Genomic DNA, 15,361 nt, shown 5'->3' on the forward strand with positions numbered 1-15,361 from the left:
CGCGCAGACGGCCTGCATACCATGGTAAAGAAAGATAAATCGGTAAGCGGGTGATAGCATGCAGGACGGACAGAACAGAATTCCATCTATCGGACACGGGTATGCGTCAATGCCCCATTCATTTAAACACGGCTACGGCAACCCGTATCGCCGTCAGAGAATGGCGGCGCTTTCCCGGCAGACAAGATATATAACACCGTATTATTGGTACTAGAGCAGACGGAAAACCTACGTTTTCCGTCTTTTTTTTATGAAAACGATATAAATTTCAATTAAATCGAAACATTTATGAAGAGAAGTGCGTCTAATTAGCACCTCGTACTAATAGGAGGTAATATTATTTCTGAATAATAAATCACAGAAATAGAAAAGCGGGTGTTATACAATGTTGCAACATACATCTTCAGCATTAAAACGAATGCGCGCGAAATACTTTGCTACATCAGAACCGGCACAACCAGTCATTCGGCAAATTATGATGGATATACAGGAATACGACCGCATTCTGGAAATCGGAACCGGAAACGGCTCAATGTTTAAACAAATCATCGGACAGCTTGAAAAGGGCAGTCTTAAAAGTATAGAAACATCAAAACGTAAAATACGGAAAACACAGCGCGCAAACCGTTCGGCCATAAAGGCCGGACTCGGAAACATTCAGCATGGGCGGCCTGAAAGCATTCCGTTCGACGACCGCAGCTTTCATAAAGTCTTCTCGTTACATACTGCTGAAACGGTCAGTGATTACCGGACAGCATGTAAAGAAGTGTACCGCGTGCTTCAAATTGACGGGTCCTTTTATATGGTTTTGAAGCCTTCACGAATGAGCGAAAATGATGTAATTCAGGTGCTGCGTGATCAGCATTTCAGAGACATTTCAGTTGTCAGCAGAGATTCATTCCATTTTATTACTGCCATTAAATAGAATATTTCTTGGGAAATAAAAGAGCTGCTTAAGTCATGGCAGCTCTTTTTTATAATTTGGGCATATTTCCTTATTTTTGGCTATTTCACACATGTTTTATATTAAAAAAAGTTTTTTTCTTATACAATAATGATCAGATGACCGTACATTATTTTTGAACAAACGGAATGAATATTCATTCCGCACATTTTAAAAGGGGGATTAGATGACAGCTTCAAACAAAGTTGAACTCATTATGAAAGCGTCGCTTACTTTGTTTACAGAGAGAGGATTTGACGCAACGACGATTCCGATGATTGCTGCTCAGGCGGATGTCGGAACCGGCACAATTTACCGTTACTTTGACAGTAAAGAAACGCTTGTTAATGTGCTGTATCAGGAAAGTGCGCAGCGTTTTATGAAAAAAGTCAAAACTGATTTTTCGAAAATATCTGTAAGAGAAGGGTTCCATCACCTTTTTTACTGCCTGATTGATTTTACGAAGGAAAGCGAGTATGCATTGTTTTTTCTTGAAACGAATAAGGACGCCTACTTTCTGAATGAAACGAGCCGTAAGCTTCTTGATGAAATCACACAGATGCTTGACGTCTTTTTTCAGCGCGGCAAGTCTGAAGGCGTGCTCCGGAATCTGCCGTCCGATGTGCTGATGGCGATTTTGCTAGGGGCATATCTCAAACTCTATCAGCTTGTCCGGACGGGAAGCGTTGAGATCACAAAACCGTTTCTGAAAGAATTGGAGCAATGCTCTTGGGACGCCATCCGAACTCATTAATTATTCGCAGAAGGAAGGAAGATCAATATGAAACAGCTAAACGCTATACCGCAGCCGAAAACATACGGACCACTGAAAAATCTCCCTCACCTGGAAAAAGAAAAACTTTCACAATCGCTTTGGAAAATTGCAGAAGAATACGGCCCGATCTTTCGTTTTGAATTTCCGAGCTCTGTCGGGGTTTTCGTATCAGGCCGTGAACTTGCGGCAGAAGTCTGTGATGAAAAGCGATTTGACAAAAACCTCAGCAAAGCCTTGCTCAAAGTCCGTGAATTTGGCGGTGACGGATTATTTACGAGCTGGACAAACGAAAAGAATTGGCAGAAAGCGCATCGGATTTTACTGCCGAGTTTCAGCCAGAAAGCAATGAAAGGCTATCACTCAATGATGCTTGATATTGCCATGCAGCTCGTGCAGAAGTGGAGCAGATTAAATCCGAACGAAGAAATTGACGTCGCTGAAGATATGACGCGCCTGACGCTGGATACAATCGGTCTGTGCGGATTTCATTACCGCTTTAACAGCTTTTACCGCGATACACAGCATCCTTTTATCACGAGCATGCTTCGTGCGCTGCAGGAGGCAATGCGCCAATCACAAAGACACAGCCTGCAGGACAAGCTGATGATCAAAACGAGACATCAGTTCCAGCAGGATATTGAAGTGATGAATGAACTCGTAGACCGGATTATTGCTGAGCGGAGGGAAAATCCGGATGAGAATCTGTCTGACCTTTTATCATTGATGCTTGAAGCGAAAGATCCTGTAACGGGTGAAAGGCTGGATGATGAAAATATCCGCTATCAAATCATTACTTTTTTGATCGCCGGGCATGAAACCACAAGCGGACTGCTTTCATTCGCGATTTACTGCCTGCTGAAAAATAAAGATAAATTGGAAAAAGCCGTTGAGGAAGCCGAACGGGTGCTGACGGGAGAGACACCTGAATATAAGCAGATTCAGCAGCTGACATATATCCGCATGGTGTTAAACGAAACATTGCGGCTTTATCCGACTGCCCCGGCATTTTCCCTGTACGCGAAGGAAGATACGGTTCTCGGCGGAAAATATCCGATTGAGAAAGGACAGCCGGTGACGATTCTGACTCCGCAGCTGCACCGGGATAAAAGTGCGTGGGGAGAAGATGCCGAGTTATTCCGCCCGGAAAGGTTCAGTGATCCCGCGGCAATTCCGGCCGATGCGTATAAGCCGTTCGGAAACGGACAGCGCGCATGCATCGGGATGCAGTTTGCCCTTCAGGAAGCGACAATGGTGCTCGGGCTTGTCCTTAAACACTTTGAACTGATTGATCACACGGATTATGAGCTTACGATTAAAGAAGCTTTAACCATTAAGCCTGGTGATTTTAAAATCCGTGTGAAAAACAAGGACGTGTCCAATCAGCAGCCCGCACAGAACCATAAAGCTGAAAACAGCGGTCACAAAGAAGAAACGGAAGAAATACCGTCCCACGGAACTCCGCTTCTCATTCTTTACGGATCAAATTTAGGAACTGCGGAAGGGATCGCGGAAGAGCTGGCTGACATCGGCAGAAGCAAAGGTTTTTCAACTGAAACCGGCCCGCTCGATGATTATGCCGGGAAATTGCCTGTAAAAGGCGCTGTCGTTATTGTTACGGCTTCTTACAACGGAGCGCCGCCTGATAATGCGGCGGGTTTTGTGAAATGGATGGAAACCCTTGAAGACCAGGAATTAAAGGGTGTTTCTTACGCCGTTTTCGGCTGTGGAGACCGCAACTGGGCCGCCACTTACCAGAGGATCCCACGCCTTATAGACAAAGTGCTTGAAGAAAAAGGGGCAGCACGGCTGACCTCTCTCGGAGAGGGCGACAATGCCGATGATTTTGAGTACAGTCAGGAAGCTTGGGAAGACTCATTCTGGCAGGACATCATCAAGGCTTTTCATATAGAAGCCGCTCCAAAACAGCAGAATAAATCACAGTTATCAATAGAATACGTAAGTGAAGCAGCTGAAACGCCGATTGCCAAAACGTATAAAGCATTTGAGGCGGAAGTGATTACAAACAAAGAGCTTCATACCGAAAGCAGCAAGCGCTCAGTCCGGCATATTGAGCTGCGTCTTCCGGAATCAGAAACTTATCAGGAAGGAGACCATCTTGGGGTGCTTCCGCAAAACAGCGGGAAACTGATCAGCCGTGTTATTCGCCGGTTCGGTCTTGATCCGAATCAGCCCTTTAAGATCAAGGGGCGGCAGTTGCCTCATCTCCCAATGGACCGGGCAGTTAATGCGCCGGAGATTTTGGCGTCATATGTAGAACTGCAGGAACCGGCAACGAGAGCCCAGCTTCGCGAACTCGCGGCTCATGCCGTATGCCCGCCGCACCAAAAAGAATTGGAGCATCTTTATTCTGATGACGCGGCATATAAAGAAAACGTGCTGAAAAAACGAATGACCATGCTGGATCTGCTGGAAGAATATCCGGCTTGTGAACTGCCGTTTGCACGCTTTTTAGAACTTCTGCCGTCATTGAAGGCGCGCTATTATTCAATCTCAAGCTCACCGAAGGCAAAAAGCGGAGAGCTCAGTATCACAGTCGGCGTTGTGACTGCTCCGGCGTGGAGCGGCCGGGGAGAATACCGGGGCGTGGCTTCGAACTATTTAGCCGGATTACAGAATGGCGATCATGCCGCATGTTTCATCCGCTCACCGCAGTCCGGTTTTTCACTGCCTGAAAATACGAAAACACCTCTCATTATGGTCGGGGCGGGCACCGGAATTGCGCCGTTCAGGGGGTTTATCCAGGCGCGGGCTGCCGAAAAAATGTCCGGTCACAGCCTGGGCGAAGCTCATTTATACTTCGGCTGCAGGCATCCTGAAGAAGACGATCTGTACAAAGATGAATTCGACCAGGCGGAGAAAAACGGCCTTGTTACCGTGCATCGGGCGTATTCCAGGTTAGATCAGGATTGTAAAGTATATGTACAGGATGTCCTGCTTCGCGAGGCTGCACAGATTATTGCGCTTCTTGGCCAAGGCGGCCATCTCTATATATGCGGTGACGGAAGCAAAATGGCTCCGGCTGTGGAAAACGTACTGCTTCAGGCGTATGAAAAGGTGCATAACACTGATTCAAAAGTTTCCTTGAATTGGCTTGAACAGCTGCAAGCGGAAGGAAGATATGCGAAAGATGTTTGGGCAGGTGTGTAACAGAAGCGTGAGGCAAATGAAGATTGTTATTTAATTGAAGAAAGCCGGCACGATATTTGAAATCTACTGAATCAAAAGGAATAGTTATAGGGAGTATCGTGCCGGCCTTATTTTTATTATCGGACAAAAGACACAAACCTTTAATATTTTTATTGATTTATATGCAGGCGGTTATGTTTTCTTTTTTTGAATTCCGCCATAAATAAAACCGGATAAGACAATACCAGCAAAACCGAAATAAAAGAAATGATGCCGATCCAATGAAAATGCGTCCAAAAGAAACCGCCGCAAGATCCAGCCGCACTTGAACCGATATAATATGCAAGCAGATATAATGAAGAAGCTTGCGCGCGATGATCACCGGCTGCCCGGCCGACCCAGGCGCTTGCAATTGAATGTGCGCCGAAGAAGCCGAAGGTAAACACGGCAATGCCCGCAATTTTAAGGACAAGCTGGGGCAAAAGTGTCACCGCTGCACCGGCCAGCATAATCAAAATCGCAATCTTAATCATTTTTGAGCTTCCGAAAAGGTCCGCTTTTTTCCCCATATAGACAGAGCTGAACGTTCCCGCGAGATAGACGATAAAAATAAAGCCGATCACAGTCTGCGACAAATGATAAGGAGCAGCCATTAAATGAAAACCGATATAGTTATATAAGGTGACAAAACTCCCCATTAATATAAATCCCAGAGATATTAACAAAAGCAGCCGCTTGCGGTGTATGACCGCTCCATATTCTTTAAATGCCGCTTTTACGCCCGCATGCCGCTGAGATGAGTGGCGCGGAGCCGGAAGAAAACGCCAAAACAAATAGCTTAATATTATAGAAAGAATGCCGATGATGGCAAGCGCCGGCCGCCAGCCGAATAAATCGGTCAGAAGCCCAGTTAACAGCCTCCCGCTCATTCCCCCGATGCTTGTGCCGCTGATATACAGGCCCATCATTTTCCCGAGGCCCTTCGGATCAAACTCCTCGCCGACATATGTCATAGCGACAGCCGGAACGCCTGCCAGAAAAATACCGAGCAGACCTCTCATCGCCAAAAGCGCCGCAAAAGCCGGACTGAACGCTGTTAATAGGCCTAAAACAGAAGTGGCTGTTAACGACAGCACCATCAATTTTTTTCTGCCGAATCCGTCAGATAACGAAGCGGCGGCCAATAATGAAAATGCCAAAACGGCTGTTGAGATGGATAAAGTTAAGCTGGCAGCCGCAGCGGAAATATGAAACTCTTCCGAAAACAAAGGCAAAAGCGGCTGTGTCGTGTAAAGCGTGGCAAATGTCACAAAGCCGCTGATAAACAGAGCCAAGCTGGCCTTTCTGTACGCCTTTGTATGAGGCTGAATAAACGTCATGAATGTCCCTCTTTTCTCACTGTTGCTTTTATATGTATCGTACGCTTTTCATTTCAATGTGTCTAATTTATAATAACTATGGAATTAATGCGTATAGGTTATGAAGGAAGGAGAGAAGCAAAAAATGAACCTTCATCATCAAATTGACAGCTTCATTGCAGCGGCTAAAATAGATCATATAAAACAGAAAGAAATACAGGTAACGGAGGAGCGTCATGGCGAAAAAAACAGTTAAAACAAATGCCGTCCGTATCATTGAACAGCAAAATATTTCCTATGAGCTATTAAGTTACAAAACAGATGGGGGACAGCCTGCAGACGGCCTTTCCGTTTCGGAGAAAATCGGATATCCCGCCGAAAATGTCTATAAAACGTTAGTAACATCGGCAGGGACAGAGCGTTATTACGTTTTTGTTGTTCCCGTTGCAAAGGAACTGAATCTGAAAAAGGCTGCAAAGTCAGCAGGTGAGAAGAAAATAGAAATGATTGCCATGAAGGACCTTTTGAGAATCACTGGCTATATGCGCGGAGGCTGTTCTCCGATCGGCATGAAAAAATGGTTTCCGACTTTTATTGATAAATCCGCTGAAACACTGGAGTTTATGATTGTCAGTGCGGGGAAAATCGGATTGCAGGTGAAATTAGCGCCTCAAGATTTAGCCGCAGCAAGCCGGGCATCCTTTACAGACATTGTATAAATGTCCGATGAATCGAACGAAATACACGTTTCAAGGGAGAATGATCATGAGAAAAAGATACGAAAACTTGAATGGCGTGAAGAATGAACATGGATTCAGGGACATGTGGAAATGGATGAAGGAACGACGAGAGAAAAGTAAAGACTTAAGCGAGAACATTCCGAAAGCGGCCGGCAGGGATGTTCATGATGTTGCCGTCAATCGGACAAAAACGGCTATTACATGGATCGGCCATTCTTCATTTCTGATCCAAATACAAGGGCTTAACATGATCACCGACCCTGTATGGGCGCGGCGGATGGGCTTTCAAAAACGGCTGACAGATCCCGGATACGAATTGAGCGAACTGCCTGAGATTGATGCCGTGCTCATTTCACACGGGCATTATGACCATCTTGATTTTCCGAGTATAAAACAACTGAGAGGAAACCCGGATTTTTACGTGCCTGCGGGACTGAAAAAGCTGTTCATCAAAAAAGGCTGCAAAAAGGTGTTTGAAATGAATTGGTGGGATCGTTTCGAGATGCGGGGAGTGAACATATCATTTGTGCCTGCCCAGCACTGGACACGGAGAACGCTTTGGGATACCGATACCTCTCACTGGGGAGGCTGGGTCATAGAAAGCGAAAACGGTGAATCCATCTATTTTGCAGGAGATACAGGCTATTTTGAAGGCTTCAAAGAAATCGGAGAAAGGTTTCATATTAAGGCGGCTCTGATGCCGATAGGCGCGTACGAACCGGAATGGTTTATGAAAGTGTCACATATCAATCCGGAAGATGCCGTGAAAGCGTTTTTGGAGCTGAAGGCTGACAGCTTCATTCCCATGCATTACGGAGCATTCCGGCTTGCTGATGATACAGGCCCGGAAGCATTAAGCAGACTGCACAGCGAATGGGACCGTCTTGCATTACCTCCGGAAAAACTGAAAGCATTAGCGCTCGGAGAAACATTTTGGCTGTAACGAATAGAGAAGAAGCCAATTCCGGGACGAAAAACCGCTGTTCGGCTGTTTAAAGTTTCTGGTTCAGCCTAAGCTGTTTAACATATCGATTTTCCTGCCCCCCAGTTCTCTTGCTGGGGGGTATTTTGCATGAATGTTTATTTTCTCAGCTTGTATACTTCGCGTGCCATGGATTCAAGTATGTACATGGCGGGGATTTGGGTGGTGATATTCGCATTTTCAACCCATTCTTCCGTCACGTAATATGAAAGATTTACATCGGACATTTTGGCGATGGTCGAGTGTTTATGGTTTGTAATACTGATGACCCGGCTGCCTTCTTGTTTCAGCTGATTCAGATGAGTGACCGTAGAGCGGCCTTCACCTGAAACCGACAGAGCGATTGTTATGCTGTTTTGGCGGAAATGGGAATGGACCGGAAAGTAAGGATCTTTAATGTACATGGAGAGTTTCCCTAAGCATGAAAAATATCTGGCTCCGTATTCGGCAAGAATTCCCGAACTTCCCACTCCGATAAAAATGACGCTTTCTGCATCCGCCGCAAGGGCTGCGGCTTTCTTCAGCTTTTCTTCCATGCCCCCGCTCATTGTTCTCTCAAAAAATTCGGCAACGGAATGATGGGGGCTCTTTACATTTGTTTTTTTATTTGCCTCCGCATACATTTTCAGCTTGACCTTAAATTCCGAAAACCCTTCACAGTTTATTTTTTTGCAGAAACGTAAAATAGAAGCCGTAGATACATGGGTTTCATCTGCCAGCTCACGGATCCGCATATAGACGACTTTCTCGTTGTTTTGAGAGATGTAGTTGTATAAAGAAGTTTCAAGCTCGTTAAATGAAGCAATCATCTCGTGTGTGAACATGCAGGGGGATTCTCCTTTTCATGAGAATGGTGAATGTACATCTAATCGTAACATATCATTTTAAAAGAAACATAGCGTTATATTTACGTGACAAATCACTTATTGTGTCATTCAGAACAAGACTTCACCCAATGATTTACGGGACGAATAAACTGCGGCTATAATTCGTTCATACGCTATTCGAATCATTTCTTCAAGGGTCTGAAAAAAGGAGGACAATATGGGTGTTAAGCTGATAGCCGTTGATATGGACGGGACGTTTCTGAATGATGAAATGGCATATAACAAAGAGCGTTTTATGAACCAGTATCGTGAATTAAAAGCGCGGGGAATTAAATTTGCCGTAGCAAGCGGCAACCAATATGCCCAGCTGAAATCTTTCTTTCCGGAAATCGAAAGTGAAATCGCTTTCGTTGCTGAGAATGGCGCTTTTGTCGTGAATGCCGGAGAAGAATTATTCGCGGGTAAAATGTCTGAAGATACAATACAAGCGGTATTCGATGCTTTAAAGCGGTATGATGTGAAAAACGTCATTGTCTGCGGAAAAAAAAGCGCGTATATTCATGAAAATGCCGGTGAAGATGAATATCTGCATGCCGGTAAGTATTATCATGTGTTAAAAAGGGTGCCGCATTTTGAAAACATCGATGATGACATTTTTAAATTTTCCATCAGCTTTCCCGCCGAACATTGTTCCGCACTACTGAGCCATTTGAAAAACGCCATCGGAACTTTCGTCACGCCTGTATCAAGCGGGCACGGTGACATAGATCTGATCATGCCGGGGCTTCATAAAGCAAGCGGGATGAAGCTTCTCCAGAAACAATGGGGGATAAATGAGGAAGAATGCGCGGCCTTCGGAGACAGCGGGAATGATTTGGAGATGGTGTCCGCCGTGAAATACGGAGTCGCCATGGACAATGCGCATGAAAGCATTAAGCAGGCAGCCGTGCATATCACGCAATCAAACAATGAAGAAGGGGTCTTAAACGCGATTGATGCCATTCTCAAAGATGAAAAACCGTTTGTCTGAAATAGACGTTTTAACTGCGGAGGTGCTGAACGATGATTAAATTAGTGATTACGGATTTAGACGGCACATTTTTAAATAATCAAGGCGATTTTGACCGAACATTATTTGAAGAGACTAAACGAGTAATGGCGGAACAGCATGTCGCTTTCGCCCTCTGTACCGGAAAGCAGTGTGAAAGGGTGGAGGCTTTATTCGGAGAAGATGCGAAAGATTTTTGGATTTTAGGAGACAGTGCCACGCGTATGAAAAAGAACGGCAAATTCGTATATGAATCTTTGATCAGGAATGCAGCGGGACTGTCAATTATAAAGGTTTTGGAAAAAATCAGCTGCGGGCACAGCATTATTGCGTGCACCAAAAAAGGCGCGATGGTGAAAGAGAACCTGTCTGAAAGTGAAATGAAATTCGTGAATGCCTCTTATGCTCATGTAACGAAAATAGCTGATTTCACTGAGATAAAAGACGACTTTATCAAGATTACGATTCATGACCCCGACCCAACTGCCAGGAAACGAAAGAAAAGCTGCATGAATTTTTTCATCAATTATATATCGTAGCATCAGAAGACACCTGGATGGACATTTCAAATATCGGAATACACAAAGGAACAACCGTAAAGGAACTGCAGCGATTGTTAGGGGTTTCGCCTGATGAAACAATGGCGTTCGGAGACGGACGCAATGACAAAGAATTGATGGAAGCGGCATCCTACAGCTTTGCGGTCAAAAACGCCATTGACGAAATAAAAGATGCGGCGCATTTTGTCATTAAATCAAATGAGGAAAGCGGCGTCATGCATACGATTATGAGAATATTAGCGCTGCAGGAACAGAACATGAAGACATCACATGGGTAAATCGCGTGTGCTGAAGTCGGTGCGGCAGGACTTACTAGGGGACGAAAAAAAGCAGACTATCCGAAGGCTGCTTTTTTTCTGCAATAATAAATATCTATATATGATTGAGTATATTGGTGTAATATGTAATAAATGGAATAGAACGTAATGGTGAGATGGAGAAAATTACTTCATATCACTTGATATTAGACAAAGCGCTGAACAAAACAGGAAATTCCCCGTTTTGAAATCATGAGGAGGTGTTTGTATGAGTCCGCTGTTGAGTCCTGCGTATATCATTCTCATCATTCTTCCGGCAGCTTCTTTTCTGTTGGGGATTTTAGGATATTTCATCTTCAAAAAAGTATGGATGATGGTTGTTATTGTTTTCATTTTGTCCTTGATATTTATGTTTATTGTAATAGGTGCCGAGCCGACATTTTTGATTTGGGTGGCTATGATGACGGGGAGCTGTTTTATCTCCGGTTCAATCACTAAGACGATATCGACTTTTGCAAAGCGAAACTATTAGCCTGTTTGAACAGCTATACTTCTTTTTATCGATTGAAGAAAAAGAAGTATAGAGTGATCTGTCGGATTCTTGTTTTGGATGTTATTGTCAGATCGGGCATTCTATTAAGAATGTCATTAGACAGGTCTGTTTAAAGTTTTAACTTAACGGAGCATGATTATTGAACGCGAGGCGCATGGAAAAAAGGAGGATTTTTATGTTTCAAACCTTAGACCATTTTTTGAAATCTTGGGAGTTCGAAGCCGATGCGACACAGAAACTATTAAATACTCTGACTGATAAATCACTAAAACAAGAAATCACTTCACAGAACTGGACTTTAGGCCGTATTGCTTGGCATACTGTTGCTGCTATTCGCATCATTACATTAAACACAGATTTAACGTTTCGCGCCCCGGCTGAAGATTATCCTGTTCCCGCTTCGGCCCAGTTGATAGCTGACGGCTATCATCAAGCAAGCAATGCGTTCGTGCAGGCGTTAAAAACGCAATGGACTGACGATACACTTGAAGAACGTATCAGCTTTATGGGTCAGCAGTTACCAAATGGTTCACTTTTACTGTTTTTAATTCAACATCAAAGTCATCATCGGGGACAAATGACCGTTCTTATGAGACAGGCAGGTTTACCTGTTCCAGGTATTTATGGCCCGGCAAAAGAAGAATGGACAAAGTTTGGGTTGGAAGCTCCGGAATAGGATGTTGGTGTAAGAGCTCGAATGAATAGATAATACCAATCGATGTTGGTATCTTTTTTGTTTTAAACCGGGATCCATGAAATGCCACGAATCACAGTTAAAAAGATGTAAAGCAAGGTGAATAAATGCAGAAAGGTGATTATTATGATAACTAAAATGACTCGATTCAATATGAAAGACTTCAATAAACCAAACGAACCTTTCGTTGTTTCAGGGAAAATCATCCCTTCATTTGAAAAATGTTTGGACATATACAGAGGAGATATTTGCTGAACCTTATGTCAAAAAATATGACGATGAAGAAATTGATGTCAGTTATATTGAAGAAGAGGATAAAGTTGTCTTTTTAATTACACAGAGAACCACTGTGTCGGCCGGAGTAAGCTTCGTTCTAATTGGAATGGATACGCACTGATTAAAGACATTGACGTTGCAAATAGAAAAAATGGTGTCGGGACGGCTTTATTAGATAAAGCGATTGAGTGGACAAAGGAGAATCATTTATGCGGTCTCATGCTTGAAACACAAGATATTAACGTTTCAGCTTGTCATTTTTATGCCAAAAATAACTTTGTCATAGGAGCGGCCGATACAATGCGTTATTCGAATTTTTCAACAGCATATAGCGGGTGTGTGTCGCAATGTATTCATAATATCGGATTGAGGATTTTTCTTTTTTTGCGAGCCTTATTGTTGTATACCTTAATCTGTATATAATAAGATATATCAATCTATGCAGGGGGAGTTAAGTATGAAGTGCAAAAAAATGAACAGGGTACAATTAAAAGAGGGAAGCGTATCAATGGCCCTATAAACTGCGTCTGCCCTCATTAATGGAGGGGAAATTGTGAATACGCCTTATTCACAATCAACTTTACGGCACAACCAAGTGTTCATTTGGCTTTGTGTTCTGTCATTTTTCAGCGTATTAAATGAAATGGTTTTGAACGTCTCGTTACCTGATATCGCCAACGATTTTCATAAACTGCCAGCGAGTGCAAACTGGGTGAACACGGCCTTTATGCTAACCTTTTCCATCGGAACTGCTCTGTATGGGAAGTTATCAGATCAGCTGGGCATCAAAAAGCTGCTCCTGTTTGGGATTATGGTCAATGGCTTCGGATCAATCATTGGATTTGTTGGTCACTCTTTTTTTCCCATACTCATTTTAGGTCGGTTTATTCAAGGAGCTGGTGCTGCCGCATTCCCGGCACTTGTAATGGTTGCAGTCGTACGCTATATTCCGAAAGAAAACAGGGGTAAAGCATTTGGTCTGATCGGGTCGCTGGTGGCAATGGGGGAAGGTGTCGGACCAGCTATTGGCGGAATGATCGCTCATTATATTCACTGGTCATATTTGCTGCTTATTCCAACAGCAACAGTTATTACCGTTCCATTCCTGATAAAACTGCTTGAAAAGGAAGAAAGAATCAGCGGGCGCTTTGATATGGCGGGGATTATATTAATGTCTGCAGGCATCGTATTTTTTCTGCTGTTTACAACGTCATATAGAATGTCTTTTCTGACCATCAGTATTCTAGCTTTCCTGATATTTGTGAAACATATTAGGAAAACTCAAGATCCCTTTGTTGACCCTGCACTGGGGAAAAATGTCTTGTTTATGATGGGCGTCCTTTGCGGAGGCCTGATATTCGGCACTGCTGCAGGATTTGTGTCTATGATTCCTTATATGATGAAAGATGTTCACCATTTAAGTACTGCGGCAATTGGAAGCGGGATTATGTTCCCCGGGACGATGAGCGTCATCATCTTCGGTTACATTGGAGGATTGCTTGTTGATCGGAAAGGTTCTTTATATGTGCTCACCATTGGGATTGTATTGATGTCTTCCAGCTTTTTAATTGCTGCCTTTTTTATAGATGCGACACCTTGGCTCATGACCGTTATAATCGTTTTTGTTTTTGGGGGGCTCTCCTTCACAAAAACGGTTATATCTACAATTGTGTCTGGCAGTTTAAAACAAAAGGAAGCCGGGTCCGGAATGAGTTTGCTTAATTTTACGAGCTTTTTATCAGAGGGAACGGGCATTGCGATTGCAGGCGGTTTATTATCGATCCGCTTGCTGGATCAAAGGCTGCTGCCTGTTAACGCTGATCATTCCGCTTATTTGTACAGTAATATGCTGATCCTATTTGCAGGAATCATCGTTATGAGCTGGCTGGTAACCCTGAATGTCTATAAACGTTCGCGGAGAAATGACTAAAAAGGGAAAGGATCAAACTTGATAAAAGTTTTGATCCTTTTTTTGAGGAGCTTCCTTATTCCGAAACCTTTTGTCGATCAATGAAAGGAGAGTTAAGGTGAATTACATTTATAAGAAAAAGGAAAAGAAAAATGGAAATTGTATCATTTCAATCAGAGATAAATGGGAGAATGCACTTATTGAGTTTGAACAAAAAAATAATCAAATTGAGATCGTGGTCAATGAGCGTAACGAGAAAACAACTAAGTTTTCGCTGCCAATTGAGACTTTTGAGAAAGTGTATGAGGATATTAAAATAGGCCGGAGAGAAAGTTAATCATTCTTTTTGAAAATGACCATGAAGTTCGTAAGCAGTATGGTTTTAACACGCATCTGGATTCCCCTAGAAAAGCAAAGGTTTTGGGGATTTATGTTAAAATAATAGTCAGAACCTTGTGCAGCGGACAGGGAGTTTCGTTGCTTCATAAGGAGGGGGAACTATGAAAAATAAGATTCACATACTGGGAGCCTCTGGAGTCGGCACTTCAACATTGGGTGCTGCATTATCAAAGCATTTGCCTCATACGCATCTTGATACTGATGATTACTATTGGACAGATAAATTCACTAAAAAAAGAGAAATTCCTGAAAGAAGAAAGCTGCTTGAAAAAGACTTAACAATAAATGAGAAATGGATTCTTTCTGGCGCAGTGTGCCGCTGGGGCGATGATCTAAAAAGTGAATTTGACCTTGTCATCTTCTTATGGATTCCGCAAGATATCCGGCTTGAAAGATTAAGGCATAGGGAATTTCAACGTTATGGAAACGAAGTGTTAGCCGGCGGCAGTAAATATGAAGAATCAAAAACATTTTTAGAGTGGGCTTCTTTATATGATAATGCTGGTATGGAAGTTAGAAGTAAAGCTTTACACGAACATTGGATGGCAGATTTATCTTGTCCAGTGTTAAAAATTGAAGGAGATTACTCAGTCAATGAAAGAGTTGATCGTGTCTTGGATTATTTGAATTCTAATTAAACGAACAGAAGCATAGAAAACTCACTTCGGGAAACCGTGAAGGCAGGAATCAAAACGGGAGATCTTGGCGGTCAATCATCAACGTCAGACTTTGCAGAAGCAATTGCAGAAAGGATCGGACGTTAAAGCGGGAAATAAGAGGCGCGATGCAGAGCATCAAAACGCAATAGGACACCTCAATTTAGATTTTCTGTAAGAACGGCTCTGCTCATTAAAAAACTCAATTCGTAGATTTAGCGGCATCAATATTGCCGC

The 15,361-nt window shown here is 43.3% G+C and carries 15 protein-coding genes and 2 pseudogenes; 15 read left to right on the plus strand and 2 right to left on the minus strand.

Annotated features, from left to right (window positions below; genetic code table 11):
- Nucleotides 1-58: 58 nt before the first annotated feature.
- The 4 genes from AUL54_RS21540 (at nucleotide 59) to AUL54_RS17670 (ending at nucleotide 4,886) form a co-directional block, all read left to right on the plus strand.
- On the plus strand, nucleotides 59-214 hold the full coding sequence (locus AUL54_RS21540; protein ID WP_201025252.1) for a hypothetical protein: 156 nt from the start codon (nucleotides 59-61) through the stop codon (nucleotides 212-214).
- Nucleotides 215-385: 171 nt separating this feature from the next.
- On the plus strand, nucleotides 386-925 hold the full coding sequence (locus tag AUL54_RS17660; protein ID WP_045926782.1) for a class I SAM-dependent methyltransferase: 540 nt from the start codon (nucleotides 386-388) through the stop codon (nucleotides 923-925).
- Nucleotides 926-1,130: 205 nt separating this feature from the next.
- Nucleotides 1,131-1,697: a TetR/AcrR family transcriptional regulator gene (locus tag AUL54_RS17665; protein WP_016938851.1), complete on the plus strand. Its 567-nt coding sequence runs from the start codon at nucleotides 1,131-1,133 to the stop codon at nucleotides 1,695-1,697.
- A gap of 27 nt (nucleotides 1,698-1,724) precedes the next feature.
- Nucleotides 1,725-4,886, plus strand: a complete 3,162-nt coding sequence (locus tag AUL54_RS17670; RefSeq protein ID WP_060964682.1) for a bifunctional cytochrome P450/NADPH--P450 reductase — start codon at nucleotides 1,725-1,727, stop codon at nucleotides 4,884-4,886.
- Nucleotides 4,887-5,035: 149 nt separating this feature from the next.
- On the opposite strand, the gene AUL54_RS17675 is transcribed toward AUL54_RS17670, so the two are convergent.
- A complete protein-coding gene (locus AUL54_RS17675; RefSeq protein WP_060964683.1) occupies nucleotides 5,036-6,244 on the minus strand; it encodes an MFS transporter in 1,209 nt (402 codons plus the stop codon).
- Between the two features lie 215 nt (nucleotides 6,245-6,459).
- Between AUL54_RS17675 and ybaK the strand changes: the two genes are divergently transcribed.
- Both ybaK and AUL54_RS17685 read left to right on the plus strand, forming a co-directional pair.
- Nucleotides 6,460-6,942: a Cys-tRNA(Pro) deacylase gene (gene ybaK / locus AUL54_RS17680; RefSeq protein WP_060964684.1), complete on the plus strand. Its 483-nt coding sequence runs from the start codon at nucleotides 6,460-6,462 to the stop codon at nucleotides 6,940-6,942.
- Nucleotides 6,943-6,988: 46 nt separating this feature from the next.
- Nucleotides 6,989-7,906: an MBL fold metallo-hydrolase gene (locus AUL54_RS17685; protein WP_060964685.1), complete on the plus strand. Its 918-nt coding sequence runs from the start codon at nucleotides 6,989-6,991 to the stop codon at nucleotides 7,904-7,906.
- Between the two features lie 137 nt (nucleotides 7,907-8,043).
- Here the strand turns inward: AUL54_RS17685 and AUL54_RS17690 are convergent, their stop codons facing one another.
- Nucleotides 8,044-8,769 (minus strand): MurR/RpiR family transcriptional regulator, encoded by a 726-nt coding sequence (locus AUL54_RS17690; protein ID WP_060964686.1) that lies wholly within the window; start codon nucleotides 8,767-8,769, stop codon nucleotides 8,044-8,046.
- A 220-nt stretch (nucleotides 8,770-8,989) separates the two neighbouring features.
- Between AUL54_RS17690 and AUL54_RS17695 the strand changes: the two genes are divergently transcribed.
- The 9 genes and pseudogenes from AUL54_RS17695 to AUL54_RS17730 all read left to right on the plus strand — a co-directional run bounded on the left by AUL54_RS17695 (nucleotide 8,990) and on the right by AUL54_RS17730 (nucleotide 15,106).
- Nucleotides 8,990-9,802 (plus strand): Cof-type HAD-IIB family hydrolase, encoded by an 813-nt coding sequence (locus AUL54_RS17695; RefSeq protein ID WP_060964687.1) that lies wholly within the window; start codon nucleotides 8,990-8,992, stop codon nucleotides 9,800-9,802.
- A gap of 32 nt (nucleotides 9,803-9,834) precedes the next feature.
- A pseudogene (locus AUL54_RS17700) lies at nucleotides 9,835-10,658 on the plus strand (HAD-IIB family hydrolase).
- Between the two features lie 259 nt (nucleotides 10,659-10,917).
- The gene (locus AUL54_RS17705; protein ID WP_060965133.1) at nucleotides 10,918-11,169 is read left to right on the plus strand and encodes a DUF2651 family protein; all 252 of its coding nucleotides are present in this window, start codon (nucleotides 10,918-10,920) and stop codon (nucleotides 11,167-11,169) included.
- Between the two features lie 196 nt (nucleotides 11,170-11,365).
- Nucleotides 11,366-11,866: a DinB family protein gene (locus AUL54_RS17710; RefSeq protein WP_060964688.1), complete on the plus strand. Its 501-nt coding sequence runs from the start codon at nucleotides 11,366-11,368 to the stop codon at nucleotides 11,864-11,866.
- 144 nt (nucleotides 11,867-12,010) lie between these two features.
- Nucleotides 12,011-12,487: pseudogene (locus tag AUL54_RS17715) on the plus strand (GNAT family N-acetyltransferase); the annotation flags it as partial.
- Nucleotides 12,488-12,617: 130 nt separating this feature from the next.
- Nucleotides 12,618-12,680 carry a tetracycline resistance efflux system leader peptide gene (locus AUL54_RS21995; protein WP_134816631.1) on the plus strand — a complete coding sequence of 21 codons (63 nt, stop codon included), beginning with the start codon at nucleotides 12,618-12,620 and terminating at the stop codon, nucleotides 12,678-12,680.
- Between the two features lie 33 nt (nucleotides 12,681-12,713).
- A complete protein-coding gene (gene tet, locus AUL54_RS17720) occupies nucleotides 12,714-14,090 on the plus strand; it encodes a Tet(L)/Tet(K)/Tet(45) family tetracycline efflux MFS transporter (protein ID WP_060964689.1) in 1,377 nt (458 codons plus the stop codon).
- Between the two features lie 97 nt (nucleotides 14,091-14,187).
- Nucleotides 14,188-14,406 carry a hypothetical protein gene (locus tag AUL54_RS17725; RefSeq protein WP_060964690.1) on the plus strand — a complete coding sequence of 73 codons (219 nt, stop codon included), beginning with the start codon at nucleotides 14,188-14,190 and terminating at the stop codon, nucleotides 14,404-14,406.
- A 163-nt stretch (nucleotides 14,407-14,569) separates the two neighbouring features.
- Nucleotides 14,570-15,106 carry an ATP-binding protein gene (locus AUL54_RS17730; RefSeq protein WP_060964691.1) on the plus strand — a complete coding sequence of 179 codons (537 nt, stop codon included), beginning with the start codon at nucleotides 14,570-14,572 and terminating at the stop codon, nucleotides 15,104-15,106.
- The last annotated feature ends 255 nt before the right edge of the window (nucleotides 15,107-15,361 follow it).

The sequence above is a fragment of the Bacillus sp. SDLI1 genome (assembly GCF_001553895.1).
In the GTDB taxonomy this organism is placed as follows: Bacteria; Bacillota; Bacilli; order Bacillales; family Bacillaceae; genus Bacillus; species Bacillus siamensis.